This is a genomic window from Nocardia sp. NPDC059177 (assembly GCF_042755165.1).
Lineage (GTDB): Bacteria > Actinomycetota > Actinomycetes > Mycobacteriales > Mycobacteriaceae > Nocardia.
The window spans coordinates 236,456-263,143 of record NZ_JBHZBX010000007.1; the positions used below are offsets into that span (position 1 = coordinate 236,456).

Consider the following 26,688-nt stretch of genomic DNA (forward strand, 5'->3'; position numbering starts at 1 on the left):
CCCGTCGTCACAGCGTCAGGCGGCACGCGCTTTCTTCAGCGCTTTCTTGAGATCCTTGCCGCACACACCGGCGGCCTCGGCCTTCTTCATCCGCATGATGACCACGGGGCATTTGAAGCAGCGCGTCTTCTTCCTGCAGCACTTTTTCTTCGGCTTCAGGCTCGACACCTTCTTGGCCTTCACCTTGCCCATGCGGGTTAGCGTAGCCTAAGTACAAAGCCTGACACGTGCCCGCCACCGCGGTACCGGTACGGTGTAACCGGCCGCGATGCCAGTGGAATGCGCGCCGAATACACCAACAGCAGGAGGATTGAGGCGTGTCGTCTACACGCGATTTTCGCAACGTCGCCATCGTGGCCCACGTCGACCACGGCAAGACGACGCTGGTCGACGCCATGCTTCGTCAGTCGGGCGCGTTCGCAGAGCGAGCCGAACTGGTCGACCGGGTCATGGACTCCGGAGATCTCGAGCGCGAGAAGGGCATCACCATTCTCGCCAAGAACACCGCGGTGCACCGGCACCACCCCGACGGTTCCGTCACCGTCATCAATGTCATCGACACCCCCGGCCACGCCGACTTCGGTGGTGAGGTCGAGCGCGGCCTGTCCATGGTCGACGGCGTCGTGCTGCTCGTCGACGCGTCCGAGGGCCCGCTGCCGCAGACCCGGTTCGTGCTGCGCAAGGCGCTCTCGGCCAAGCTGCCGGTGATCCTGGTGGTCAACAAGACCGACCGCCCGGACGCGCGCATCGAAGAGGTCGTCGAGGAGTCGCACGATCTGCTGCTCGACCTGGCCTCCGACCTCGACGACGAGGCCGCTGAAGCCGCCGAACTGGCGCTGGACCTGCCGGTCCTCTACGCCTCCGGCCGCGAGGGCAAGGCCTCCAAGGAGCGTCCCGAGAACGGTCAGGCGCCCGACGCCGAGAACCTCGACGCCCTGTTCGACGTGCTGCTCAACAACATCCCGGCGCCCAAGGGCAATGTGGACGCGCCGTTGCAGGCGCACGTCACCAACCTCGACGCCTCGGCGTTCCTGGGCCGTCTGGCCCTGGTCCGCATCCACAACGGCGAGCTGCGCAAGGGCCAGAACGTCACCTGGATCAACGCCGAAGGCGCCAAGCAGGTCAAGATCACCGAGCTGCTGCAGACCGTCGGTGTCGAGCGTCAGCCGGGCGAGGTCGCCGTCGCCGGTGACATCGTCGCCATCGCCGGCATCCCGGACATCATGATCGGCGACACCCTCGCCGACATCGACACCCCGGTCGCGCTGCCGCGCATCTCCGTCGACGAGCCCGCCATCTCGGTGGTCATCGGCACCAACACCTCGCCGCTGGTCGGCCGGGTGCAGGGCCACAAGCTGACCGCCCGCATGGTGAAGTCGCGCCTGGACTCCGAACTGATCGGCAACGTGTCGCTGCGCGTGCTCGACATCGGCCGTCCCGACGCCTGGGAGGTGCAGGGCCGTGGTGAGCTGGCGCTGGCCATCCTGGTCGAGCAGATGCGCCGCGAGGGCTTCGAGCTGACCGTCGGCAAGCCGCAGGTGGTCACCAAGCAGGTCGACGGCAAGGTGCACGAGCCGTTCGAAGAACTGACCATCGACTGCCCCGACGAGTACCTGGGTGCGATCACCCAGCTGCTGGCCGCCCGCAAGGGCAAGATGGTGCAGATGAGCAACCACGCCGCCGGCTGGGTGCGCATGGAGTTCATCGTCCCCTCGCGTGGCCTGATCGGCTTCCGCACCGTGTTCCTCACCGAGACCCGCGGCACCGGCATCGCCAACGCCGTCTCGCACGGTTACGCGCCGTGGGCCGGTGAGATCCGCGCCCGCCACACCGGTTCGCTGGTGTCGGACCGCGCCGGCACCGTCACCCCGTTCGCGATGATCCAGCTGGCCGACCGCGGTCAGTTCTTCGTCGAGCCGGGCGCCGACACCTACGAGGGCATGGTCGTCGGCATCAACCCGCGTGCCGAGGATCTCGACATCAACGTCACCCGCGAGAAGAAGCTGACGAACATGCGCAGCGCGACCGCCGACGTGATGGAGACCCTGGCCAAGCCGCTGACCCTGGACCTCGAACTGGCGATGGAGTTCTGTGCCGGTGACGAGTGCGTGGAGGTCACCCCGGAGGTGGTCCGGGTGCGTAAGGTCGTGCTCGGCGCCAACGAGCGTGCCCGCGATCTGTCGCGTCGCAAGGCGCGCGACCGTGCGGCCGCCGGTTCCTAGGTAGTACTCGAGTCGAGGGGACGGTGCTTCGGTGCCGTCCCCTCGTTCGTTTCGGTGGGGTGCGCGTGCGTGCCCCCGGACAGATGGGGCAGGTAGAGTGCCGGACGTGAGTTCGGGGGTCAAACGCGCGAAGTGGCGCGCAGCGTTGGTGGCGATGACCGCTTCGGTGGTCCTCGCCGGTTGCACCGCGAATCCGCCCCCGCCGATCGAGAGCACCGATTCCCCCAAGACCACCCAGGCCAAGCCGGGGAAGAACACCGTCGTGGTCGCGATCGACGACATCGGCATCGGTTTCAATCCGCATCTGCGCTCGGATCAGTCGCCGGCGACGAACGCGGTGAGTTCGATGGTGCTGCCGAGCCCGTTCCGGCCCGCGCCGACGGCCGTGCCCGGTGAAGTCGCCTGGATGCCGGACGCCTCGCTGATCGAGTCGGCCGAGGTCACGGCCCAGGAGCCGTTCACCATCACCTATGTCCTGCGCAACCAGGCCAACTGGTCCGACGGCGCGCCCATCGCGGCCGAGGACTTCCGGTTCCTGTGGCAACAGATGGTCACCCAGCCCGGCGTGGTCGATCCGGCCGGTTATCGGCTGATCACCGATGTCGGGTCCTCCGGTGGCGGCAAAACAGTCACCGTGACGCTGGCGCATCCCTATCCGGCGTGGCGGGAACTGTTCGCCAATCTGCTGCCCTCGCATCTGGTGAAGGATTCGCCGGGCGGGTTCACCAGTGGGCTGGTCGACCGGATTCCGGTGTCGGGCGGCAACTTCACGATCAAATCGGTCGATCGCGGACGCGACGAGATCCTGCTCGAACGCAACGACCGCTTCTGGGGTACCCCGGCCGCACCGGACCAGATCCTGTTGCGCCGCGGCGGAACTGCCTCGCAGCTGGCCGAATCGCTGCGCACCGGTGACGCGCAGATGGCGCTGGTGCACGGCGGCGTGGCGACGCAGGCGCAGCTGGCCGCCATCCCGTCGGTGCGGACCACGATCATGCCGCAGGCACGTGAGCTGCAACTGGCGCTCAACGGCCGCTCGGGTGACCTCACCGACGTGCGGGTGCGCAAGGCCGTGCTGTCGCTGCTCGACCCGGCCCTGCTGGCCACCGTCGGCGCGCAGTCCGGCGGCTGGGTGGAACCCGCTCGCGCCCAGGTACTTCCGCCGTCGGCCCCGGGTTATGTCGCGACCGCGCCGCCCCGGCTGAACACCGAGGAAGCCTTCGCGCTGCTGGCCGAAGCCGGATTCGGGCGCGCGCCGGAGACCCCGCAGACCGGCTCGCCGACCTCGCCCGCGCCGCAGCCACGCTCGGTGGCGCGCAACGGCAAAGGCCTGTCGATCCGGATCGGCGCGGTGAACGAGGACGCGACGGCGCTGGCGGTGGCCAATACCGCCGCCGACCAATTGCGCAGCGCGGGTATCGATGCCACCGTCCGTGGCGTCGCGGCCGACGAGCTCTACGGCAAGGACCTCACCGAATCGGCGATCGACGCGATCGTCGGCTGGGAACTGGCCGGTGACGATCCGGCGACCGTGCTGGCCTCGCGTTACGGCTGCCCGCCGCCGGAGGTGCCCGGCGCCGACAGTGCGGCCCTGGCAGCGGCCGAGGCGTATCGCAAGGCGCCCAGCAACATCGGCGGCGTGTGCGACCCGGCGCTGCAGCCCTCGATCGACGATGCGCTGCGCGGTATCGACGTCGGGCGGATCCTGGCCGAGGCCGAGCCGCGGCTGTGGGAGCTGTGGACGGTGCTGCCGATCGTGCAGGACAACGTGGTCGCGGCAGCCGGTCCGCGCGTCGACGGGGTGTCGCTGTCGGGTGCCATCCAGATCGGCGTCTTCGGCGACACGGCCCAATGGCGGAGGCTCCCATGACAACTCGCGAGACCGGTGGCCTGCTGCTGGTGCACGCCCATCCCGACGACGAGTCGCTCACCACCGGCGGCACCATCGCGCACTACCGGCGCCGTGGCGTCCCGGTGACCGTGGTGACCTGCACGCTCGGTGAGGAAGGCGAGGTGATCGGACAGCGCTGGGCGCGGCTGATCGCCGCCGAGGCCGACCAGCTCGGCGGCTATCGCGTCGGCGAGCTCACCGCCGCGCTGGCCGCGCTGGACGCCGGCGAGCCGTGGTTCCTCGGCGGTGCGGGCCGGTGGCGGGACTCCGGCATGGCCGGTACGCCGTCGGCCGAGCATCCGCGCGCCTTCGTGAACTCCGGGGACGCCGCGGTCGACGAGCTCGTCGCGGTGATCCTGGAGCTGCGCCCGCGGGTGGTGGTCACCTACGACCCGAACGGCGGCTACGGCCACCCCGACCACATCCGCGCCCACCGGATCACCACCGCCGCGGTCGCCGCCGCGGCCGAACAGGGCTGGGACGTACCCAAGTTCTACTGGACCGTCACCGACAGCGAGCTGCTGCGCCAGCACACCGCCGCGCTGGCCCGCCGCACCGTCGACGAACTGCCCGGCGCGCTACCTGCCGGTTGGCGATTGCCGATCGAGGCCGAGCTGGCCGCGGTGTCGACCGACACCGCGACCACCCTGGTCGACGTCTCCGAGGTGGCCGCGGCCAAACGCGCCGCCCTGCGCGCGCACGCCACCCAGGTCACCGTCGCGCCCAGCGGCCGGGAGTTCGCGCTGTCCAACAACATCGCCCTGCCGGTGCTGCCGGTGGAACATTTCCGGCTGGTGCGTGGGACGCTCGGCCCGGTCGGTGCCGACGGCCGCGAGCACGATCTGTTCGCCGGCCTGGACTGAGCGGTGGCCTCGCGCCAGCGTGAGCCGGTCTGGCGCGGCGGCCGAATAGACTCGGCCGCATGACCGACCAGCCCGCCCTCGCCCGGCGTCTGCCCGCGTTGCCCGACCCGGTGCTCGCGGGACTCATCGTCGTGCTGATGCTGTTCAACGCATTGCTCACGCTGGCCGTCGAGGTGCTGTTCCTGCCGCTGTACATCGGGTCGGTGCCGGTCCCGATCTCGGCCTTGCTGGCCGCGCCGATCAATGTCGCGCTGGTCTACGGCATGGAATCGGTGACCGGCCGGCTCGGCTTCGCCTTCGCCCCGATCGTGGTGTGGGTCTTCGGGTTTCTGGTCGCCGCCTCGCGCGGTCCCGGTGGCGACATCCTGCTGGCCAGCGACGGCCGCACCCTGCTGCTGCTGGCCTGCGGTGTGCTGCCCCCGGTCGCCTACCTCTACTACCGCTCCAACGCGAACGTCTTCCGCTCGACCTAGCTGCTGGTCTTCACCGTCTGCCACGGCCACCGACCGGTCAGTTCCAGTTGCATGGAGTAACTGAGGAAGGTCCGTACCAGCACGATCAGCGCGAGCACCCCGACACTGGTGAAACTCGGCGCGATCGCCACCGTGCGGATGATGTCGCCCGCCACCAGGAATTCCAGTCCCAGCAGAATGGCCCGTCCCAGACCCTGCCGATACGACCGGTACGCGGGATCGAACTCCGCCCGCGCCCTCAACTCCCGCCCGAACCGCACGGTCGCGATCAGCGCCCCGAGCACGATCGCGACCACCCCGGCCCCGTCGAGGACCTTTCCCGCGGTTTCGACAACCTCGGAGAACTCCACGAATCACCCCTAGCGTCAACGACCAGGCGAGCTTTCCCGAAGGCTACGCCCGCGCCCGCCAGAGCAGCGACCGGACACTCGCGCCAGTCCAAGGGCAGGGCCCGGCGGCGTCCGGTGGCCATCGGCATTCGCGCCGGTCCGCGAACTGGGCCCGGTCGATGCCTGGTGGCCATCGGCACTCGGGCCGGTTCACGAACAGGGCCCGGTCGGCGTCCGGTGGCCATCGGCATTCGCGCCGGTTCACGAACAGGGCCCGGTCGTCGCTCGGCGCCCACCGGCAGTCGTCGCCGCGCTCTCGTGCAGGGGCACGGCCCGGCTCGGGTCAGCGGTGGCCGAGCCGGCCTGGGGTGACCTCCTCGATGAGGGCGTAGGCCTGGTCCAGGGGGATGTCGACGACGAGGTAGGCCTTCTTGCCTGCGGCGGTGGCCGCGACGACGGTGGCAAGGCCGGAGCGGCGTTGCCAGAAGGTCTGGCGGACCGTCCAGCCGATGATGCCGGGGGCTTCGAGGCAGTCGCGGTTGCGGTCGAGGCTGCCGCGGCGGGTGATCAGCCAGGTCGGGCCGGTGGTGCCGGGCAGGACGCGGTGGCCGAGGCCGCGGTAGCGGTCTTCGGCGAGGGCGGCCATGGCGAGGGTGAGCAGGACCGGCAGGGTCCAGGTCCAGCCGGGGATGTCGCCGCCGATCCAGCCGACGAGCAGCATCACCGCGACCAGGCCGCCCACCGGCCACGCGGCCTTGGTGTAGCGGCGCCGGCGGGCGGCGGGGCCGTGGCGGTGCAGGGCGATGGTGCCCAAGGTGGCGCCGGTGATCCGGTCCCGGTCGTGGCTGACGTTTTCGTGCCTGTCTCCGGCAGCGCGGGCGGTCGGCGTGTCGATCGGGGAGCCCGTCGTTCCCGGTGCGACGTCGAGTGACGTCGGCGGATCTGTCGCCGGTGCCGGGCTCACGTCCACCAGTGCCCTCGCCGCCGGTCGGCGACGGTTGCGCAGCAGTTCGTCGAGGGTGCGTTCGACCGCGCTGCGCGGGGCCTGGGGCAGGATCTTCTGCTGCGGATTCTCGCCCGTCATGATCATTTCCAGCTGCGCGGCGCGGGCAGCTCGCAACAGCAGCGGTTCATTGAGCGTCGCACCGCGGAAGCGGGCCAGGTCCAGGGTGATCTGCCGGGTCGTGAACAGCCCGTGACGCAGGTGCAGCGTGCTGCCGTTGTCGAGGACGCGCAGACCGAACCAGGTGGCGATGTACTGCCCGCACGCCGCCAGGCTGACCAGCAGCAGCGAAAGCACCGTCAACCCGGTGACCACGATCGCGACGATCGAGGCACTGTCGTCGTCGAGGTGCTGCACCGCGGTCATATCCGAGACCACATCGATGAGCCCGTACTGGGCGCCCAGGCCCGCGATCGGCGCGACGATCGCGAGTCCGGTCAGCGACAGCGGCGCGTAGCGCACCCACGCGGCCTGCCAGTGCCCGATCTCGGTGCCGGATTCGGCGGCCGCGTCGTGCGGCGAAACATGGGGAACCGCAGCAGCTTCACCGGCCGCTGGACCGGGTTGCCCGGTGTGCGAGAGCAATTCGGCCCGCAGGGCCGGGATCCGGCTGGTGTCGAGCGCGTCGAGCTTGAACTCATCGCCCTTGCCGGTCTGTTTGCCGGTGCCGATCGCGAGCACCGCCAGCCCCAGCATCCGGTGCAGCAGATCGGCTTCCACATCCACCGACCGGATCCGTGGGCGCGGCACCGACAGGGTGCGCCGCTGGATGATCCCGGAACGCAACTGCACATGGTCGGCATCGATGCGATAGGAGGTGGTGAACCAGCGCGCGACACCGTAGGCCGCGACCAGCGTCACCGGGATCAGGGTCCACAGCGGGTTACCGCTGGTCGTGCCGACGATCACCGAACCGAGCAGCACCGGAATGTATTTCATGATCTCGGTGACCGGATACACCAGCAGCATCCGGGGATCGAGCCGCTGCCACTGCTGCGGCGCCACCACACTCACGTGGCGTCCCCACGATGCTGGGCGGCGATGGCGGCCAGCCGGGCGACGGTCTGTTCGGCGACCGGCAGGTCCAGCGCGCTGATCTTCACCGCGCCCGCCGAGGACGCCGTGGTCACCGTGACCGTCGCCAGCCCCAGCATCCGTTCCAGCGGTCCGCGCTCGGTGTCGACGGTCTGCACCCGCGAGATCGGCGCGACCCGCGATTCCTGGTCCAACCACCCGACCCGGGTGTACACCGCCTCGTCGGTGACCTCCCACCGGTGCACCGCGTAGCGCCACAGCGGCACGACCACCAACCCCAGCACGGCCAGCGCCACCAGGGCCACCGCGGCGAGCTGCTGCCAGCCCCGATGGCCGCTGTCGAGCACCGACCACACCACCCACACCGCGATCAGCACGACGATCCCGACCCCGTTCTCCAGCGCCCACAGCAGCTTGGCCTTGGAACTCGGACGCCAGGCCGGTTCGGCCAGAATGGTGGAGCGCGGCAGTGACATGCTGCCCATGGTTCCATGTGGGGACGACGAGTTCACCCAGTCGGGAATACCCACGGTCGTGCCGGGGGTTGTCGTGCGACGAGGACGACCGACGAGTGCACGTCCGGCGGCTGTGACCGGCCGACCGCACCTTCTGGAGGTAAATAGCGCATGATCGACGGGGTGAGCGATCTTCCGAAGCCCAGCGTTCCGCTGCCGGCGCCGACTCCCGCCGCCATGCGCCGGGCGTTGCGCCGGGCGCGCGACGGCGTCACCCTGAATGTGGACGAGGCCACCGTTCTGCTGCACGCCACCGGCGACGACCTGGTCGATCTGTGCGCGAGCGCGGCCCGGGTCCGCGACGCAGGCCTGGAATCGGCCGGGCGGCCGCGGACCATCAGCTATTCGCGCAATGTGTTCATCCCGCTCACCAAGCTGTGCCGCGACAAATGCCACTACTGCACCTTCGTCACCGTGCCCGGCAAGCTGCGCGCCGAGGGCAAAGGCATGTTCCTCGAACCCGACGAGGTGCTCGAGATCGCCCGCGCGGGGGCCGCGCTGGGCTGCAAGGAAGCCCTGTTCACCCTCGGTGACCGCCCCGAGGACCGCTGGCCCGAGGCCGCGCAGTGGCTCGACGAACGCGGCTACGACTCCACCCTCGACTACCTGCGCGCGGTCTCCATCCTGGTGCTCGAGGAAACCGGCCTGCTGCCGCACCTGAACCCCGGCGTGATGAGCTGGGCCGAGATCGCCCGGCTCAAGCCGGTCGCGCAGTCGATGGGCATGATGCTCGAGACCACCTCGACCAGGCTGTTCACCGACAAGGGCGAATGCCATTACGGCAGCCCCGACAAGGACCCGGCGGTGCGGCTGCGCGCGATCACCGACGCGGGCCGGCTGTCGGTGCCCTACACCACCGGCATCCTGGTCGGCATCGGCGAGACGCTCACCGAGCGGGCCGAGTCGATCATGGCCATCCGCAAGCAGCATCGCGAGTTCGGGCACATCCAGGAAGTGATCGTGCAGAACTTCCGGGCCAAGAACGACACCGCCATGCGCGATGTCCCCGATGCCGGGATGGACGAGTTCCTGGCGGCGGTCGCGGTCACCAGATTGCTGCTGGGCCCGGATGTTCCGGTGCAGGCGCCGCCGAATCTGGTCTCGCACAGCGATTGCCGCGCGCTGATCGACGCCGGCATCGACGACTGGGGTGGGGTGTCGCCGGTGACGGTCGACCATGTCAACCCGGAACGGCCGTGGCCGAATCTGGACACCCTGCGCGAGATTACCGAGGCGGCCGGATACACCCTGGTCGAGCGCACCTCGGCGCACCCGAAGTATGTGCGCGCCGGTCATCCGTGGATCGATCCGCGCATCGGCGCCCACGTCGACGCGCTCACCGATCCGGCGACCGGCCTGGCACGGCCCGACGCGATGCCGGTCGGACTGCCCTGGCAGGAGCCCGACGAGTCGTGGGATTCTGCCGGTCGCGTCGACCTGAACACCGCCATCGACAGCGAGGGCCGCAAGACCGACAGCCGCAGCGACTCCGGCCTCGGCCAGGAGCTCGTCGGCGCGTTCGGCGACTGGGAGACCATCCGCGAACACGCCCGTGAGCTGGCCGTCACCGCTCCGGAACGCCTCGATTCGGAGGTGCTCGCCGCACTGCACGCCGCCGAACAGGACCCGGCCGGGCTCTCCGACGAGCAGTACCTGGCGCTGGCCACGGCCGACGGTGTCGCGCTGGACGCTGTCGCGGCACTGGCCGATCAGCTGCGCCGCGAGGTCTCCGGCGACGAGGTCACCTATGTGGTGAACCGCAATATCAACTTCACCAACATCTGCTACACCGGCTGCCGGTTCTGCGCCTTCGCCCAGCGCAAGGGCGACGCCGACGCCTTCACCCTGAGCACCGACGAGGTCGCCGACCGCGCCTGGGAAGCCCACGTCGACGGCGCCACCGAGATCTGCATGCAGGGCGGTATCGACCCCGAACTGCCGGTCACCGGGTACGCCGATCTGGTCCGCGCCATCAAGGCCCGGGTGCCCGACATGCATGTGCACGCCTTCAGCCCGATGGAGATCGTGAACGGCGCCTCGCGCGGCGGGCAGAGCATCCACGACTGGCTCTCGGCGCTGAAAGAGGCTGGGCTGGGCAGTATTCCGGGCACCGCCGCGGAGATCCTCGACGACGAGGTGCGCTGGGTGCTCACCAAGGGCAAACTGCCCACCTCGGCCTGGATCGAGGTGATCACCACTGCGCACCAGCTGGGCATCCCGTCGAGCTCGACGATGATGTACGGCCACGTCGACAACCCGAAGCACTGGGTCGGGCACCTGCGTGTGCTGCGCGGTATCCAGGACGAGACCGGCGGGTTCACCGAGTTCGTCCCGCTGCCGTTCGTGCACCAGAGCGCCCCGCTCTACCTGGCGGGCGCGGCCCGGCCCGGCCCGACCAACCGCGACAACCGCGCTGTGCACGCGCTGGCCCGGATCATGCTGCACGGACGCATCCACAACATCCAGACCAGCTGGGTCAAGCTGGGTACCCTCGGTACCCAGGCGATGCTCTCGGGCGGCGCCAACGATCTGGGCGGCACACTGATGGAGGAGACCATCTCGCGGATGGCCGGTTCCCAGCACGGTTCGGCCAAGACTGTGGCCGAGCTCACCGAGATCGCCGCGGGCATCGGGCGGCCGGTGCGCGAACGCACGACGGTCTACGGTTCGGTGACGGCGAAACCGGTGCCGCTGACGCTGTCGATCGGCTGATTCACGGCGCTGGTTAGGGCAGGCTGACCTGGGGGTAACGTGAGGTCACGCGATAGGGTTTCGGGGGCGGATAACCCCGCAGGTGAGGACAGACTAGGAGAACGGCAGTGCCGTACATCATCGCTGAACCGTGCGTTGACGTGAAGGACAAGGCGTGCATCGAAGAGTGCCCCGTGGATTGCATCTACGAGGGTGGTCGCATGCTCTACATCCAACCCGACGAGTGCGTTGACTGTGGTGCGTGTGAGCCGGTCTGCCCCGTGGAGGCGATCTTCTACGAGGACGACACTCCGGACCAGTGGAGCGGTTACATCAACGCCAATGTCGACTTCTTCGACGAGCTGGGTTCCCCCGGTGGCGCGACCAAGGTGGGCAAGGTCGACTACGACCCGGCCTTCATCAAGGCGCTGCCTCCCATGGCCGAAGAATGAGGGTCAGCAGCCTGCTGCCTGATTTCCCCTGGGACACCATCGCCGGATTCAAACAGAAGGCGTCCGCGCATCCCGGTGGGCTCGTCGACCTGTCCGTCGGCACCCCCGTCGACCCGGTCGACCCGCTCATCCGGGCGGCGCTGAACTCGGTCGCCGAGGTCCCCGGTTACCCGACCACGCACGGCACCCCGGAACTGCGCGCCGCCGCCGTCGCGGCGCTGGCGCGCCGGTTCGGGATCACCGGTGTCGACCCCGCGGCGGTGCTGCCGGTGATCGGCACCAAGGAGCTCATCGCCGGCCTGCCGCGGCTGCTCGGTCTCGGTGCCGACGACCTGGTGGTCATCCCCGAGATCGCCTACCCGACCTATGAGGTCGGCGTGCTGCTGGCCGGTGCGAAGCCGTGGCGCGCGGACGGTCTCACCCAGATCGGCCCGCAGAACCCGGCGCTGATCTTCGTGAACTCGCCGTCGAACCCCACCGGCAAGGTGCTGCCGATCGAGCACCTGCGCAAGGTCGTCGCCTTCGCGCGCGAACGCGGCGCGATCGTCGCCTCCGACGAGTGCTACCTGGGCCTGACCTGGGAAGGCGAGGCCATCTCGATCCTCGACCCGCGCGTGTGCGACGGCGACCACACCGGTCTGCTGGCCATCCACTCGCTGTCGAAGACCTCGAACCTGGCCAGCTACCGCGCGGGTTTCGTCGCCGGTGATCCGGCACTGGTGGCCGAGCTGCTCGAGGTGCGCAAGCACTCCGGCATGATGCTGCCGTTCCCGATCCAGGCCGCGATGACCGCCGCCCTCAGCGACGACACCCACGAGGCCCAGCAGCGCGAACGCTACCGCGCCCGCCGCGAAATCCTCCGAAAGGCGTTGCTGGCAGCCGGTTTCCGCATCGACAACTCCGAAGCCGGCCTCTACCTCTGGGCCACCCGCGGCGAACCCTGCCGCCTGACCCTCCAGTGGCTCGCCGACCGCGGCATCCTCGCCGCCCCCGGCGACTTCTACGGCCCCCGTTCCCCCGAACACGTCCGGATCGCCCTCACCGCCACCGACGAACGCATCGCCGAAGCAGCCACCCGCCTGGCCTGAGCCACGAATCAAGATCACCAGGCCTTCAGGGATTTTTCTTCTCGGGCGATGTCTCCCTGGTGGCCTGGTGATCGTCTGTCCAGGTGTTAGACGAGGGGGAGTCCGCGTCGGCGGCGGCGGCGCATGTCTGCCAGGGTGGCGTTGAAGGGGAAGTTGCGGATGGGGCGGGGCATGAGGCCGATCAGGGTGCCGGAGGCGCGCATGAGGCGGTTGAGGCGGCGTTCGTCGCGTTCGGTCCAGGTCATGCCCATTTCGTTGCGCAGGTGCTCGGGGAGCAGGCCGGTGGTGTACCAGCGGTGGAAGCGGGCCATGGGCAGGCGCAGTGGAGCGGCGATCATGCGCAGGTCGAGCAGGCGGTCGAAGTAGGCCTTGATGGTGGGGTCGATGCTGGTTCGTGGCAGGTGCTCGGCCCAGTAGGCGTCGAAGGCGGCGCGGTCGGCGGGCCACATCTCGCGCGGTACCTGCAGGGTGGTGCCGAGGTGGTGGGCGTAGGAGTAGAAGGTGTCGGCGATTTCGTCGTCGCTGGGGCCGTGCAGACGGTTCATCACGTCGACCGAGCCCCAGTACAGGCAGGCGGCGACCCACATCTGCAGGTCGCGGTCGAAGGCGTTGTATTTCACCGGGCTGTCGGCGGTGGAGCGGACGTGCCGGTGCACGCTGTTGACGGCCTCGCGGTAGGCGGCGCGGTCCTCGTCGGTGCCCATCAGCGCCACCGACAGGTAGGTGAGGGTGGTGCGGGTCCGCTTGACCGGATGACGCATGATGCTGCCACTGTGCACTCGCGATTCGGCGACGCCGTAGCCGACGGGCGGCAGGCTGAGCTGCATGATCACATTGGCGGTGGCGCCGTAGAAGGCGGCCGCCCCGTCGACATAGTCGCGAATATCGAAATCGTCCGGGTCGAACTTCTTCGAACGCGAGCGAGCGAGGATGGTCATCGTTGACCCCGTCTTCACTAGTGAGAGAACTATACGTAAAATGTCTCATTACGTCGCCGAGGTGTCAACGGACGGCGGCGCGCGACACCAGACCGCGCCGGGCTAGCGTGGACGGATGCCTTACGGTCCGCCGCTGCTGCTCTCCTCGCTCGATCCGATCGCCGTCGCCGCCGGAGCCGACATTCCCGACGCTGTCACCATCGATGATGCCACTGTGTCACGCAGTGATCTGGTCGGTGCGGCAACTTCGGTAGCGGAACGAGTCGCGCGGGCCGAGCGGGTCGCGGTGCTCGCCGAGCCGACATTGCGCACCGTGCTCGCGGTGGTCGGCTGCCTGATCGCCGGTGTGACGGTGGTGCCTGTACCGCCGGATTCCGGCATCGCCGAGCGCGAGCACATCCTGCGTGATTCCGGGGCGCAGGCCTGGGTGGGCGCCGCCCCCGAGGACGCCGGACTGCCAGTGATCCCGGTGCGCCTGCACGCGCGTTCCTGGCACACCTACCCCGAACCCGATCCGGCGCGCATCGCCTTCGTCCTCTACACCTCCGGCACCACCGGCGCGCCCAAGGGCGTGATGCTGAGCCGGGGCGCGATCGCCGCCGGGCTCGACGCGCTCGCCGAAGCCTGGGCCTGGACCTGGAAAGACACTCTGGTGCACGGACTTCCGCTGTTCCATGTGCACGGGCTGATCCTGGGCCTGCTCGGACCGCTGCGGGTGGGCAGCCCGGTGATCCACACCGGCAAGCCGACGCCCGAGGCGTACGCGAAGGCGGGCGGCAGCCTGTACTTCGGGGTGCCGACGGTGTGGTCGCGGGTGGTCGAGAAGCCGGAACTGGCCAGGGAACTGGGTAAAGCACGGCTGCTGGTGTCGGGGAGCGCGCCGCTGCCGGTGCCGGTGTTCGAGCAGCTGGCCGAGCTCACCGGACAGGCGCCGGTGGAGCGCTACGGCATGAGCGAAACCATGATCACGCTGTCCACCCGTGCCGACGGGGAGCGCAGGCCGGGCTGGGTCGGCACACCGGTGCGTGGCGTCGAGACGCGCCTGCGCGACGAAACGGGAGCACCGGTGCCGCACGACGGCACCAGCATCGGTGGCCTGCAGGTGCGCGGCCCGATGCTGTTCGACGGCTATCTCAACCGCCCCGAGGCCACCGCCGAGGACTGGACCGAGGACGGCTGGTTCCGCACCGGTGACGTCGCGGTGATCGACCCCGACGGATTCCATCGCATCGTCGGGCGCGAGGCGATCGACCTGATCAAATCCGGCGGCTACCGCATCGGCGCGGGTGAGATCGAGACCGCGCTGCTCGGGCACCCCGCCGTCGGAGAGGTCGCCGTGGTCGGCCTGCCCGACGCCGATCTCGGTCAGCGGATCGTGGCGTTCGTGGTGGCCCGCGATCCCGGCTCGCCGGAGCTCGGCGCCGAGCTGACCGCCCATGTGAGCCAACAGCTCTCGGCCCATAAACGCCCACGCGAGGTCCGCTTCGTCGACACCCTGCCCCGCAACGCGATGGGGAAGGTGCAGAAGAAGCTGCTGGGCTGACCCGCCCGAGGACCCCGGCACGACCGGCATCCCCGGCGACCTACACGAGCTCAGCGGTCAGCGAGCCGCTACTCGCTCGGGTGGTGTTGTAGCTGCGTCCGCGTGCGGGCGGTGTCGCGGCGCCCGCACGCGGCCCACTCAGTCCGGCCCGCGTACCGTCGTGAGCTTGTCCGGGTTGCGCACGGAGTAGATCGCGGTGACCACACCCCCGGTGACCTCGACCGACGTCACCTGGTCGAGCACGCCGTCGATGCTCGCGACGATCGAGGGCATCGCGTTGTACACCCCGATCCGCATCCCCATCGTGCCCATCCGCTGGCCCTTGGCGAGCAGGCCGATGACCAGCCGGGCGACCTTGTCCTGGCCGAAGACCGGCCTGCGCACCGCGTTCACCACGCCGCCACCGTCGCCGAGGAACACCACATCGGGTGCCAGCGCGTCCATCAGCGCCCGCACATCGCCGGTGGCGGCCGCGATCGCGAACCGCTCGACCACCGACTGCGCCTCGGCCGGTGTGGCGACCGCGGTGTGGCGCTGCGCGTGCACGCGGGTGCGCGCCCGCTGATTCAGCTGGCGCACCGCGGGTTCGGATTTGTCCACCGCGGCCGCGATCTCGGCGTAGTCGAAGGCGAAGACCTCCCGCAGGACGAAGACCGCCCGCTGGATCGGGGTCAGTGTCTCCAGGACCAGCAGCATCGCGGTGGTCACCTCCTCGCCGGTGAGCACATGCTCGATCCCGTCCGCGCACTCGGTGTCCAGCGGCTCGGGCAGCCACGGGCCGATGTACTCCTCGCGGCGCCGGGCCGCCGAACGCAGCACCCCCAGCGCCTCCCGGGTGACGATCTGGGCCAGGTAGGCGCGCGGGTTCTCGACCGGCGCGAGGTCGACCTCGCGCCACCGCAGATAGCTGTCCTGCAGTACGTCTTCGGCGTCGACGACCGTGCCGAGGATCTCGTAGGCGATCGAGAACAGCAGCCGCCGGTTCTCGGCGAAGACCTCCTCGTGCGCGCCGGTCATCACCGCGGCCCGGGCAGCGACACGCTGATGCCGGTGCGGGCGGCGTAGGCGGCGTAGCGGACGATGCGTTCCTTGACAGCCGCGGCGGTACGGCCGGTGAAAGCCGGCGGCAGGGGAGAGTCGTCGCGGCGGGTGGTCTGCAGGACGGCGTCGCGGCGGCCCACGCTCAGGACCTGACCGGCGTAGCCCATCGAGAACGGTCGCGGTGCGCGCCCGGCCATGGTGCGCAGCAGGGTGTCGGCGGCGTGCGCGCCCTGCGGATTCGCGGTGGCGCAGGCCATCCGCATGCCGGGTACCGCGGCGCAGTCACCGGCGACGAGCACCCGGGGATCGGTCACGCTGCGCAGGAACTCGTCGACCACAGCCCGGCCCTGCGCGTCGACCGCGAGCCCGCTGCGCGCGACCAGCTCGGGCACGGCCGACACCACCGCCCACAGCGCCAGGTCGGTCTCGAGAACGTCGCCGCCCCGCAGGTACGCGCGCCCACCGTCCACGCGCTCGACCTCCTCGGTCACACAGTCCACCCCCAGGCGCGCCAGGCCGCGCCGGACCTTGCGCTGCCCGCCACGCGACAGGCTCCCCCCGATCTCACCGCTCACCAGCCGCACCCGCAGGCCGGGCCTGGCCTCGGCGATCTCGGCCGCGGTCTCGATCCCGGTCAGCCCGCCGCCGATCACCGTGACCGAACTGTTCGCCGGCAACTCGTCCAGCGCTCGCCTGGCCTGTTCGGCGCCCTCCCAGGTGCCGGCCGGGACGGTGCCGGGCAGCGGCGTGGCCGTGCTGCCGACCGCGACGATCACGTGGTCGAAGTCGAGTTCGGTGCCGTCGTCGAGGGCGAGAGTGCCGTCACCGATCTTGCCGACCGCCGCGATCCGGGTGTCGATGCCCGGCGCGAGCACCTCGGCCAGTGGCGTCGCCGCCGATCCGGAACCCGCGAGCTGCTCGTGCAGCCGCACCCGCTCGATGAAGTCCGGCCGTGGGTTGACCACGGTGAGCGCTACCCCCGGTGCCTTCTTCGCCAGCCGGTTGGCCGCGACCGCCCCCGCGTACCCTGCCCCGATCACCACGATGTTCATCTTTGCCTCCCTGCGGTGGATGTACTTCTCGACTGTGAGATGCGTACGGGGCGCGGTGTGTGACGGTGATCCGGCTCACTGCACGGGAAAGGCCCCGCGCGGTGAGCGCGGGGCCTTCGAGCCGCACGATCAGTCGTTGGCGTGCAGGGCGGCGTTGAGCTCGACGCCGGTGCCCTTGCGCGCGACGACCTCCACCGCGCCGTTGGTGGAATTGCGGCGGAACAGCAGGTTCGGCTGCCCCGACAGCGTCGCGGCCTTGACCACGGTGCCGTCCGGGCCGGTCACCTTGGTGCCCGCGGTGACGTACAGGCCCGCCTCGATGACGCAATCGTCGCCGAGGGAGATGCCGAGACCCGAGTTGGCGCCCAGCAGCGAACGCTCACCCACCGAGATGACCTGGGTGCCGCCGCCGGACAGCGTGCCCATGATGGACGCGCCACCACCCACATCGGAACCGTCGCCGACCACCACACCGGCCGAGATGCGGCCCTCGACCATCGAGTTGCCCAGGGTACCCGCGTTGAAGTTGACGAAGCCCTCGTGCATGACCGTGGTGCCCGAGGCCAGGTGCGCGCCCAGGCGGACCCGGTCGGCGTCACCGATCCGCACACCCGAGGGCACCACGTAGTCGACCAGGCGCGGGAACTTGTCGACGCTGAGCACGGTGACCGGGCCGCGCGCGCGCAGCTTCAGCCGGGTCTGCTCGAAGCCGTCGACCGCGCACGGGCCGTGATTGGTCCACACGACATTGCTGAGCAGGCCGAACTGGCCGTCCAGGCTCAGCCCGTGCGGCTGGACCAGGCGGTGCGAGAGCAGGTGCAGGCGCAGGTAGACGTCGTGCGCGTCGACCGGGGCGGCCGACAGGTCCGCGATGGTGGTCCGTACCGCGATCACCTCGACGCCGCGCGCCGCGTCGACCCCGAGCAGCGCGGCGAACTCGGCGACGTCGGCGGCCTCCAGGCGCTGGGAGCCGGTCTCGCTGAACTCGCCCAGCTCCGGGCTGGGGTACCAGGTGTCGAGGACGGTGCCGTCCGAGGTCACATTGGCGATACCGACTGCGGTTGCTCCCTGAATACTCACGTCCCCCATTTTGCCGGGTCGGCCCGGCGAAGTGTGCGCTACCCCTGGCGAGTGCGCGAAACATGAAGGGTGCGCGGGCACAATCGCCCGCGCACCCTTCATGGTGTGACTGCGTCAGCTCACGGCTGGCCGGTGACGAACGCGGTGACCGCGTCCAGGAACTCCTGGCCGCCCATCACGTAACCACCGATGACCATGCCCGCGGGGATGGTGATGATCCACAGGAACGGGATGAACGCGCCGATGACGCCGCCGATGACGACGCCGGGCAGGTTCTTGTTGACCTGCGCCATCAGCCGGTCGTAGGAGCTGATGTCCTTCAGCTCCGCCACGTTCTGCAGCTTGGTGGTGTCCTCGGGGGTCATCGAGGCGGCCAGCTTGACGGTGCGGCCGTCCTGGCTGATCTCCGGGGTCACCGCGATCGGCAGGCCGGCGACCTCGGACTTCAGCGCCACCTGGTCGACGGTCGCGCCGTCGGCGGCCACCAGGGCCACGGCCGAGCCGTCCTCGGTGAGCTGGAACCGGCCGCTGTCGACAGCCCAGGTGATGGTCTTGTCGGCGGGCGAGACGGTGGTGTTGTAGTTGATGCCCTGCACGACACCCGAAGTCGCACCCCCCGAAGCCACCACAGCCGGCTGCTCGGTCGCCACAGTGGGCTGACCGTTCGCGGTCGCGGCGGTGATGCCCACCGCGGTCACCGCGAGGAAAACGGCAGTCGTGATCTTTCCGAACTTCATGTGATCGAACCCCTCCATTGTGAAGCCGCCCGGACTGGGCAGCGGATGTAACGCTAGCGAACCGAAAAACGATGGGCCCCAACCGGGTCCACGATCCCTGGTTTCGCCGTGTTTGCTCGCCGCGGCCCGACCGCAACCTGCCGACGGCACCAGCCGAGGCCACCGGGGGATTGTCGCCAGTTCGCTGCGACGATGCTGCTCGCAGGCCGAACCCGCCCCGTCGTCGCGCACCTGCTCCCAGCGGGCGGAAACCGCGCAGCAGAGTGGCCGACCTGCAGATCGCGTCGGCCGCCGTCCAATACGCACTGCCCCTCTATACCCGCAATCCGGACGATTTCAAGGGGCTGGGTCCGCTGCTGAACATCATCGCGGTGTAGCTGTCGGCGCGTACTACTGTCGAGATGTGACTCTCGATTTGCGTGCCGATCCGATCCAGCTCACCGCAGCCCTCGTCGATGTGCCCAGTGTGTCGCGGGACGAGGCCAAGATCGCGGATCTGGTGGAGCAGGCGTTACGGGAGCAGACCAGCGGGTTCGAAGTGCTCCGGCACGGCAATGTGGTGCTGGCCCGCACCCGGCGCGGCCTGCCGACGCGGGTGATCCTGGCCGGTCACCTGGACACGGTGCCGATCGCGGACAACGTGCCGAGCAGGCCGGAGCAGGTCGACGGCGAGGCGGTGCTGTTCGGCTGCGGCACCGTCGACATGAAATCCGGCGACGCGGTGTTCCTGCACCTGGCCGCCACGATCACCGATCCCGCGCACGACCTCACGCTGATCTTCTACGACGGCGAGGAGATCGCCGCCGAGTTCAACGGGCTGGGCCACATCGAACGCGATCTGCCCGAATGGCTCGAGGGCGACCTCGCGATCCTCGGCGAGCCGTCGGCGGGCTGGATCGAGGCGGGCTGCCAGGGCACCCTGCGGGTCCGGCTGACCACCGCCGGCGTCCGCGCGCACTCGGCGCGAGCCTGGCTGGGCGAGAACGCGATCCACGGACTCGCCCCGGTGCTGGCGCGGCTGTCGGCCTACCAGGCGCGCCAGGTCGACCTCGACGGCTGCGTGTACCGCGAGGGCCTGTCGGCGGTGCGGGTCGCCGGTGGCGTCGCGGGCAATGTGGTGCCCGATGTGGCCGAGGTGGATGTGAACTTCCGTTTCGCGCCCGACCGCAGCGTCGAGCAGGCCGTCGCGCACGTGCGCGAGGTCTTCGCCGGCCTCGACGTCGCCTTCGAGATCACCGATTCCTCGCCGGGCGCGCTGCCCGGCCTGACCGCCCCGGCCGCGCGCACCCTCATCGACTCGGTGAACGCGCACGGCGGCGGTGGCGTGCGGGCCAAGTACGGCTGGACCGATGTCTCGCGCTTCGCCGCCCGCGGCATCCCCGCGGTGAACTTCGGCCCCGGCGACCCGAACCTGGCGCACAAGCGCGACGAGCACGTCCCGCTGAGCCAGATCACCGCCGTCACCGCGATGCTGCGCACCTACCTCACCCGGAGCTGAAGCGGATACGACCCAGTAGGTTGGGATCCATGTCTACCGAATCCGCGGACAGTCAGGGTGGGAAGGCCAGGTCGACGGCGAAGTTCCGGGGGCCGGTGATGTTCCGGCGCGAACGCAAGCCGGGCGCGCGGACCGCCGACCGCAACCTGCTGGATTCGCGCCAGGACAGCGACTGGGTACACACCGACCCGTGGCGGGTGCTGCGCATCCAGGCCGAGTTCGTCGAAGGCTTCGGCGCGCTCGCCGAGGTGCCGCCCGCGGTGACGGTGTTCGGCTCGGCGCGCACCACCCGCGAACACCCGGAATACCAGGCTGGCCTGGCCCTGGGCGCCGCGCTCACCGAGGCCGGTTTCGCGGTGATCACCGGCGGCGGTCCCGGCGCGATGGAGGCGGCCAACCGGGGCTCCTCCGAGGCGGGCGGCTATTCGATCGGGCTCGGGATCGAGCTGCCGTTCGAGCAGGGCCTCAACGAATGGGTGGATCTGGGGATCAACTTCCGGTACTTCTTCGTCCGCAAGACGATGTTCGTGAAGTACTCGCAGGCCTTCGTCTGCCTGCCCGGTGGTTTCGGCACCCTCGACGAGCTGTTCGAGGCGCTGACCCTGGTGCAGACCCGCAAGATCACCCGGTTCCCGATCATCCTGTTCGGCACCGCCTACTGGTCCGGCCTGGTCGACTGGATGCGCGACTCGCTGGCCGCCTCCGGCAAGATCTCGCCGGGCGACCTGGACCTGATCCAACTCACCGACAGCGTCGAGGAGGCCGTGCGGATCATCAAGGGCGAGCACGAAGGTCACCCCGATATCGAGCGGCTCGGCACCGAGGACCAGTGGTGAGCTACTCGATCTGCGTCTACTGCTCGGCCGGCACCACCGATCCCGAACTGATCGGCCTGGCCGCCCGGGTCGGCACCGAGATCGCCCGGCGCGGTTGGGGACTGGTGTCCGGCGGCGGCCACGTGTCGATGATGGGCGCGGTCGCCACCGCGGCCAGGGCGGGCGGCGCGCACACCCTCGGGGTGATCCCGAAACATCTGGTGCACCGGGAGGTCGCCGATGTGGACTCCGACGAACTGCTCGTCACCGACACCATGCGCCAGCGCAAACAGCTGATGGAGCAGCGCGCCGACGCCTTCCTCGCGCTGCCCGGCGGGATCGGCACCCTCGAGGAACTGTTCGAGACCTGGACCGGCGGCTACCTCGGCGAACACGCCAAACCCGTGGTGGTGCTGGATGCCGGCGGGTTCTACGAGGGCCTGTTCCGCTGGATCGACGACCTGCACGAGCGCGGCTTCATGACCAGGCAGGCCCGCGAGCGCGTCACCGTGGTGCGCGACCTGCGCGCCGCCTTCACCGCGCTGGAACCGAACCGAGGGTAGGAGAATATCGACGTGAGCAACGACGCCCGCGACACGGTGAGCGTGTTCGACCTGGCCAAGGCGCTACCGGGGATGGCGCTGGACGCACCCGGCATGCTGCGCAACGCGCGCGGAATGCTGGTGGGGCCCAAGGACAAAGCCTCCATCGGACTGTATTTCCAGCGTGTCGCGCACCGCAGGCCCGACCGGGTGTTCCTGCGTTTCGAGGGCAGCGCCTACACCTACCGCGCCGCCAACAGCGAGGTGAACCGGTACGCCGCAGTGCTTTCCGCGCGCGGGGTCCGCCGTGGTCAGGTGGTCGGCGTGCTGATGACCAACCGGCCCGAGACGTTGTTCACCGTGCTCGCGGTGCTCAAGCTGGGCGCGACCGTCGGCCTGCTCAACTACAACCAGCGCGATCAGGTGCTCGCGCACAGCATCGGGTTGCTCGACTCGGTGCTGAATGTCGTCGGCGCCGAATGCGCCGAGGCGCTGGACTCGCTGCCCGTACCGGCCGCGAACGTGCTGCCCGCCGAGGAACTGGCCGCGGCCGCCCGCACCGCCACCGACACCGATCCGGTGGTGTGCGCGCAGGTCACCGCGGGCGAACGCGCGTTCCTGATCTTCACCTCCGGCACCACCGGAATGCCCAAGGCCAGCGTGATGACCCATCACCGCTGGACCAAGAGCATGGCGGGGCTGGGCGGTCTCGGGGTGCGGTTGCGCGCCGATGACGCGCTGTACTGCTGCCTGCCGCTCTATCACAACAACGCGCTCACGGTCGCGCTGTCGGCGGTGCTGGCCGGCGAGGCGACCTATGTGCTGAGCCGCAAGTTCTCCGCCTCCGGCTTCTGGGACGAGATCGCTCGCGAGCGCGCGACCGCGTTCATCTACATCGGCGAACTGTGCCGCTACCTGCTCAACCAGCCGGTGCGCCCGGCCGAACAGGGCAACCGGGTGCGTTTGGCCGTGGGCAACGGGCTGCGCCCCGAGCTGTGGGACGAGTTCCGCCGCCGCTTCGGGATCGCGCGGGTGGTGGAGTTCTACGGGTCCAGTGAGGCGCCGCTGGCGTTCGTCAACGCGTTCGGTGTCGACCGGACCGCCGGGCTGTGCCCGCTGCCGTACGCGGTCGTCGAATACGACGACGAGACCGGGCAGGCCAAGCGCGATCACAAGGGCAAGCTGCGCCGGGTGCGTTCCGGCGGGGTGGGGCTGCTGCTGGCCAAGGTCAACGACCGCCAGCCCTTCGACGGGTACACCGACAAGAAGGCCTCGGAGTCCAAACTGGTCCGTGACGGCTTCAAGCGGGGCGACTGCTGGTTCGACACCGGCGACCTCGTGCGCGACCAGCATTTCTGGCACATCGCCTTCGTCGACCGGCTCGGCGACACCTTCCGCTGGAAGGGCGAGAACGTGGCGACCACCGAGGTCGAGGGCGCGTTCGACCACGACGAGAGCATCGAGCAGGCCGTGGTCTACGGCGTCGACATCCCCGGCACCGACGGCAAGGCGGGCATGGCTGCGGTCACCCTGCACCCCGGCACCGAATTCGACGGCAGGTCCCTGGCCACCACCGCCTACACCCGCCTGCCGCTCTACGCGGTCCCGCTGTTCGTGCGCGTGGTGGCCGAACTGGAACAGACCTCGACCTTCAAGAGCCGCAAGGTGGAACTGCGCAAGCAGGGCTACACCCCCGACGCGGACAGCACGCTCTATGTGCTGGCGGGCCCCACCCAGGGCTACGTGCCCGCCTACCCGGAATACGCGGCCGATGTCGCGGCCGGTCGAGCTCCGCGCTAGCGTCTGATCTCGCATGAACATGGGTAACTCGCCGGGCACGCCCGAACCGCGACCAGTCACCGAACCGCCTGCCCGCGACACCAGCAGTAGCGGTTCCGAGCCGTCGGCGGACATCGCGGGGCGGTTCTGCGGGCGGCCCGTCGCGGCGGACCGGGCGCTGGTCATGGCGATCGTGAATCGCACCCCCGATTCCTTCTACGACCGGGGCGCCACCTTCACCGACGAGGCCGCGATGGAACGTGTCGCCAGAGCCGTCGACGAGGGCGCTGATCTGGTCGATATCGGCGGAGTGAAGGCCGGGCCGGGGGTGACCGTGGACGCGGCCGAGGAAACGCTGCGGGTGGTGCCGTTCGTCGCGGCGATCCGCGCGAAATATCCCGACCTGTTGATCAGTGTGGACACCTGGCGCGGCGAGGTCGCGCGGGCGGCGGTGGCCGAGGGCGCCGACCTGATCAACGACACCTGGGCGGGCGCCGATCCGGAGCTGGTGCTGGTGGCCGCCGAGACGGGCGCCGGGCTGGTCTGCAGTCACACCGGGGGCGCGGTGCCGCGCACGCGCCCGCACCGGGTCCGCTACGCCGATGTGGTCGCGGAGGTGACCGCCACGGTGACCGCCGCGGCCGAACGAGCTGCGGCCGCCGGGGTTCGGCGGGACGGGATTGTGATCGATCCCACCCACGATTTCGGGAAGAACACCTATCACGGGCTCGAGTTGTTGCGCGGAATCGACAGACTTGTAAAAACCGGGTGGCCAGTACTGATGGCACTGAGTAATAAGGATTTTATCGGGGAGACTCTAGGAGTAGGTCTCACCGAAAGAGTCGAGGGCACCTTGGCGGCCACCGCGTGGTCGGCCGCCGCGGGCGCTCGGATCTTCCGGGTTCACGAAGTCGCCGAAACCCGGCGGGTCGTGGACATGATCGCCGCGATCCAGGGCATCCGGCCCCCCGCACGAACTCTGCGAGGTCTGGCATGAAATTCCACCACCGCGAGCCCGCCTGGGCCACCACCCATACCTGGGACACCCCCGACTGGACAGTGGGCGAACTCGTCGCCGCCAAGGCGGGCCGCACCGTCTCGGTGGTGCTGCCCGCACTGAACGAACAGGACACCGTCGCCGCGGTGGTGGCCAGTATCGCGCCGCTGCTCGGCACCCTGGTCGACGAACTGATCGTGGTGGACTCCGGCTCCACCGACGCCACCGCCGAACGGGCCAGGGCCGCCGGCGCCGAGGTGATCACCCGCGAGGAAGCCGTCCCCGAGCTCGAGCCGCTGCCCGGCAAGGGGGAGGTGCTGTGGCGCTCGCTGGCCTGCACCACCGGTGATCTCATCGCCTTCGTCGACTCCGATCTCATCGACCCCGACCCGGCCTTCGTCCCCAAGCTGCTCGGCCCGCTGCTGACCACACCGGGCACGCACCTGTCCAAGGCCTACTACCGCCGCCCGCTGCGCCAGGGCGAGTCCGTCGACGCCCACGGTGGCGGCCGCGTCACCGAACTCGTCGCCCGGCCGCTGCTGGCCGCGCTGCGCCCCGAACTGGCCCAGGTACTCCAGCCGCTCGGCGGCGAGTACGCAGGCACCCGCGAACTGCTCACCGCCGTGCCCTTCGCCCCCGGCTACGGGGTCGAGATCGGCCTGCTGCTCGACACCTACGACCAGCTGGGCATCGACGCCATCACCCAGGTCAACCTAGGCGTGCGCACCCACCGCAACCGCCCCCTCGCCGACCTCGGCGTGATGAGCCGCCAGATCCTCGGCACCGCCCTGCGCCGCAGCGGCGTCCCCGACTCCGGCGCCGCCCTCACCCAGTTCCCCCTGATCGGCGGCGAATTCATCGCCCACTCCACCGAGGTCTCCCTCGAAGACCGCCCCCCGATGAAAACCCTCCGCCCCGAACAGGTCGCGGCGTAGGGGTCGGTTGACCATTTGCGGCAGTTTCCGCGCGATATGCGAGTGTGATTTCGGCCGGCGGAGGTGCCGCTATGTGGCGGCCCTGTTCCCATGGCTGTGAATCGGGCCGTCCAGGTCTGCCAAGGGTTTTGCTGTGGCGCCGGTTCGGTCCGCGAGGATCTGGGCGAGGATGGAGATGGCGGTTTCCTCGGGGGTGTGGGCGGCGAGGTCCAGGCCGAGGGGGCTGTGGATGCGGGCGATATCGGCTGGGGTGCAGCCGGATTCGAGGAGGCGGGTGGTGCGGTCGGTGTGGGTGCGGCGTGAGCCCATGGCACCGAGGAACGCCAGGGGGACGGGGAGCGCCGAGAGCAGGAGGGGGACATCGAATTTGGGGTCGTGGGTGAGGACGCAGACGACCGTGCGGTGGTCGAGGCGGCCCGCCTGGTGTTCGGCCTCGAGGTAGCGGTGCGGCCAGTCGACGACCACCTCGTGTGCGGCGGGGAAACGGGCTCGCGTTGTGAAGGTTTCGCGGGCGTCGACGACGGTGACGTGATAGCCGAGCTGGGCGGCCGCGGCCGCGAGCGCGCGGGTGTAGTCGTTGGCGCCGGCCAGGATCATCCGGGCGGGGGTGCGGAAGACCTGCACGAAGGTGCGCGGGCGGGCAGCTGCGGCGGGGGTGCACGCCTGGGCGCCGACGAGGCCGTTGTGGCCCGCGGCCAGCAGGGCGGCGGCATCGTTGTCCAGGCCGCGCCACGGCTCGATGTGGCCGGGGTACAGGAGTTTTCGCTCCGGGGTGGTTTCGAGGGTGGTGGCGTAGGCGACCGGGCGACGGGCGGTCAGCGCGGTGTCGAGCTCGCGCAGCAGGGGCAGATCGGTGGGGGAGAGCCGTTCGGTGAAGACCTCGATCTCACCGCCGCAGGGCAGGCCGACGGCGAACTCGTCGGCCGCGGCGAACCGCTCGGTGCTCGCGTGGCCGTCCTCGAGTACCTGCCGGGCGCTCGCCAGCACCGCCGCCTCGACGCACCCGCCCGACAGCGAACCGAACACCCGGCCGTCGGCGGCGACCGCCATCGCGGTCCCGGTCTCGGTTGGTCCGGCGCCGGTCCGGTCGACGACTCTGGCCAGCGCCACCGGTTGCCCGGCGAGCAGGTCGAGCACCGGTCCGAGCAGATCGCGCATCGCCCACCGGC

Annotated in this window: 24 protein-coding genes; 14 read left to right on the plus strand and 10 right to left on the minus strand. The window is 69.9% G+C overall.

Annotation, left to right across the window (positions count from 1 at the left end; translation table 11 throughout):
* Positions 1–15: 15 nt before the first annotated feature.
* On the minus strand, positions 16–192 hold the full coding sequence (locus tag ACFXK0_RS11945; protein WP_302872448.1) for a hypothetical protein: 177 nt from the start codon (positions 190–192) through the stop codon (positions 16–18).
* A 125-nt stretch (positions 193–317) separates the two neighbouring features.
* Between ACFXK0_RS11945 and typA the strand changes: the two genes are divergently transcribed.
* The 4 genes from typA (at position 318) to ACFXK0_RS11965 (ending at position 5,449) form a co-directional block, all read left to right on the plus strand.
* The gene (typA, locus tag ACFXK0_RS11950) at positions 318–2,222 is read left to right on the plus strand and encodes a translational GTPase TypA (RefSeq protein ID WP_379410098.1); all 1,905 of its coding nucleotides are present in this window, start codon (positions 318–320) and stop codon (positions 2,220–2,222) included.
* Positions 2,223–2,376: 154 nt separating this feature from the next.
* Entirely contained in the window at positions 2,377–4,092 is a 1,716-nt protein-coding gene (locus ACFXK0_RS11955; RefSeq protein ID WP_379410164.1) for an ABC transporter family substrate-binding protein, read from the plus strand.
* Complete coding sequence (gene mshB, locus ACFXK0_RS11960; RefSeq protein WP_379410099.1) at positions 4,089–4,976, plus strand: N-acetyl-1-D-myo-inositol-2-amino-2-deoxy-alpha-D-glucopyranoside deacetylase; 888 nt, start codon at positions 4,089–4,091, stop codon at positions 4,974–4,976. The genes ACFXK0_RS11955 and mshB overlap by 4 nt, the downstream gene beginning before the upstream one ends.
* Positions 4,977–5,035: 59 nt before the next feature.
* The gene (locus tag ACFXK0_RS11965; RefSeq protein ID WP_379410100.1) at positions 5,036–5,449 is read left to right on the plus strand and encodes a hypothetical protein; all 414 of its coding nucleotides are present in this window, start codon (positions 5,036–5,038) and stop codon (positions 5,447–5,449) included.
* On the opposite strand, the gene ACFXK0_RS11970 is transcribed toward ACFXK0_RS11965, so the two are convergent.
* The 3 genes from ACFXK0_RS11970 to ACFXK0_RS11980 all read right to left on the minus strand — a co-directional run bounded on the left by ACFXK0_RS11970 (position 5,446) and on the right by ACFXK0_RS11980 (position 8,292).
* Positions 5,446–5,799 carry a DUF1622 domain-containing protein gene (locus ACFXK0_RS11970; protein ID WP_379410101.1) on the minus strand — a complete coding sequence of 118 codons (354 nt, stop codon included), beginning with the start codon at positions 5,797–5,799 and terminating at the stop codon, positions 5,446–5,448. The genes ACFXK0_RS11965 and ACFXK0_RS11970 overlap by 4 nt on opposite strands.
* Before the next feature lie 322 nt (positions 5,800–6,121).
* Positions 6,122–7,795 (minus strand): PH domain-containing protein, encoded by a 1,674-nt coding sequence (locus ACFXK0_RS11975; RefSeq protein ID WP_379410102.1) that lies wholly within the window; start codon positions 7,793–7,795, stop codon positions 6,122–6,124.
* On the minus strand, positions 7,792–8,292 hold the full coding sequence (locus ACFXK0_RS11980; protein WP_379410103.1) for a PH domain-containing protein: 501 nt from the start codon (positions 8,290–8,292) through the stop codon (positions 7,792–7,794). Before ACFXK0_RS11980 ends, ACFXK0_RS11975 begins: the two co-directional genes overlap by 4 nt.
* 150 nt (positions 8,293–8,442) lie before the next feature.
* Between ACFXK0_RS11980 and ACFXK0_RS11985 the strand changes: the two genes are divergently transcribed.
* From ACFXK0_RS11985 to dapC, 3 genes are all read left to right on the plus strand, one after another.
* The gene (locus ACFXK0_RS11985; protein ID WP_379410105.1) at positions 8,443–11,043 is read left to right on the plus strand and encodes a bifunctional FO biosynthesis protein CofGH; all 2,601 of its coding nucleotides are present in this window, start codon (positions 8,443–8,445) and stop codon (positions 11,041–11,043) included.
* Between the two features lie 107 nt (positions 11,044–11,150).
* Complete coding sequence (gene fdxA, locus ACFXK0_RS11990) at positions 11,151–11,474, plus strand: ferredoxin (RefSeq protein ID WP_022566345.1); 324 nt, start codon at positions 11,151–11,153, stop codon at positions 11,472–11,474.
* Positions 11,471–12,562 carry a succinyldiaminopimelate transaminase gene (gene dapC / locus ACFXK0_RS11995; protein ID WP_379410106.1) on the plus strand — a complete coding sequence of 364 codons (1,092 nt, stop codon included), beginning with the start codon at positions 11,471–11,473 and terminating at the stop codon, positions 12,560–12,562. Before fdxA ends, dapC begins: the two co-directional genes overlap by 4 nt.
* A gap of 86 nt (positions 12,563–12,648) precedes the next feature.
* Here the strand turns inward: dapC and ACFXK0_RS12000 are convergent, their stop codons facing one another.
* Complete coding sequence (locus ACFXK0_RS12000) at positions 12,649–13,500, minus strand: oxygenase MpaB family protein (RefSeq protein ID WP_379410107.1); 852 nt, start codon at positions 13,498–13,500, stop codon at positions 12,649–12,651.
* 115 nt (positions 13,501–13,615) lie between these two features.
* Between ACFXK0_RS12000 and ACFXK0_RS12005 the strand changes: the two genes are divergently transcribed.
* Positions 13,616–15,043 carry an acyl-CoA synthetase gene (locus ACFXK0_RS12005; RefSeq protein ID WP_379410108.1) on the plus strand — a complete coding sequence of 476 codons (1,428 nt, stop codon included), beginning with the start codon at positions 13,616–13,618 and terminating at the stop codon, positions 15,041–15,043.
* A gap of 138 nt (positions 15,044–15,181) precedes the next feature.
* Here ACFXK0_RS12005 and ACFXK0_RS12010 read toward each other — a convergent pair whose 3' ends face one another.
* The 4 genes from ACFXK0_RS12010 to ACFXK0_RS12025 form a co-directional block, all read right to left on the minus strand.
* Positions 15,182–16,060 (minus strand): RNA polymerase sigma-70 factor, encoded by an 879-nt coding sequence (locus ACFXK0_RS12010; protein WP_379410110.1) that lies wholly within the window; start codon positions 16,058–16,060, stop codon positions 15,182–15,184.
* Complete coding sequence (locus tag ACFXK0_RS12015; RefSeq protein WP_379410111.1) at positions 16,060–17,136, minus strand: NAD(P)/FAD-dependent oxidoreductase; 1,077 nt, start codon at positions 17,134–17,136, stop codon at positions 16,060–16,062. Before ACFXK0_RS12015 ends, ACFXK0_RS12010 begins: the two co-directional genes overlap by 1 nt.
* Positions 17,137–17,265: 129 nt before the next feature.
* Complete coding sequence (gene dapD / locus ACFXK0_RS12020) at positions 17,266–18,216, minus strand: 2,3,4,5-tetrahydropyridine-2,6-dicarboxylate N-succinyltransferase (RefSeq protein ID WP_379410112.1); 951 nt, start codon at positions 18,214–18,216, stop codon at positions 17,266–17,268.
* A 119-nt stretch (positions 18,217–18,335) separates the two neighbouring features.
* On the minus strand, positions 18,336–18,953 hold the full coding sequence (locus ACFXK0_RS12025) for a hypothetical protein (protein WP_379410114.1): 618 nt from the start codon (positions 18,951–18,953) through the stop codon (positions 18,336–18,338).
* 403 nt (positions 18,954–19,356) lie between these two features.
* Here ACFXK0_RS12025 and dapE point away from each other — a divergent pair, with 403 nt between their 5' ends.
* Genes dapE through ACFXK0_RS12055 form a run of 6 tightly spaced genes read left to right on the plus strand, consistent with a single transcriptional unit; the run spans position 19,357 to position 25,519 of the window.
* Positions 19,357–20,451, plus strand: a complete 1,095-nt coding sequence (dapE, locus tag ACFXK0_RS12030; RefSeq protein ID WP_379410115.1) for a succinyl-diaminopimelate desuccinylase — start codon at positions 19,357–19,359, stop codon at positions 20,449–20,451.
* A 29-nt stretch (positions 20,452–20,480) separates the two neighbouring features.
* Positions 20,481–21,287: a TIGR00730 family Rossman fold protein gene (locus ACFXK0_RS12035; protein WP_379410116.1), complete on the plus strand. Its 807-nt coding sequence runs from the start codon at positions 20,481–20,483 to the stop codon at positions 21,285–21,287.
* Positions 21,284–21,829, plus strand: a complete 546-nt coding sequence (locus ACFXK0_RS12040) for a TIGR00730 family Rossman fold protein (RefSeq protein WP_379410117.1) — start codon at positions 21,284–21,286, stop codon at positions 21,827–21,829. Before ACFXK0_RS12035 ends, ACFXK0_RS12040 begins: the two co-directional genes overlap by 4 nt.
* Positions 21,830–21,841: 12 nt before the next feature.
* Complete coding sequence (locus ACFXK0_RS12045) at positions 21,842–23,608, plus strand: long-chain-acyl-CoA synthetase (RefSeq protein WP_379410119.1); 1,767 nt, start codon at positions 21,842–21,844, stop codon at positions 23,606–23,608.
* 19 nt (positions 23,609–23,627) lie between these two features.
* Positions 23,628–24,584 carry a dihydropteroate synthase gene (folP, locus tag ACFXK0_RS12050; RefSeq protein WP_379410165.1) on the plus strand — a complete coding sequence of 319 codons (957 nt, stop codon included), beginning with the start codon at positions 23,628–23,630 and terminating at the stop codon, positions 24,582–24,584.
* Complete coding sequence (locus ACFXK0_RS12055) at positions 24,581–25,519, plus strand: glucosyl-3-phosphoglycerate synthase (RefSeq protein WP_379410120.1); 939 nt, start codon at positions 24,581–24,583, stop codon at positions 25,517–25,519. The genes folP and ACFXK0_RS12055 overlap by 4 nt, the downstream gene beginning before the upstream one ends.
* A gap of 69 nt (positions 25,520–25,588) precedes the next feature.
* On the opposite strand, the gene ACFXK0_RS12060 is transcribed toward ACFXK0_RS12055, so the two are convergent.
* Positions 25,589–26,677, minus strand: coding sequence for an XdhC family protein (locus tag ACFXK0_RS12060; RefSeq protein WP_379410121.1), 1,089 nt, complete (start codon positions 26,675–26,677; stop codon positions 25,589–25,591).
* Positions 26,678–26,688: the final 11 nt, after the last annotated feature.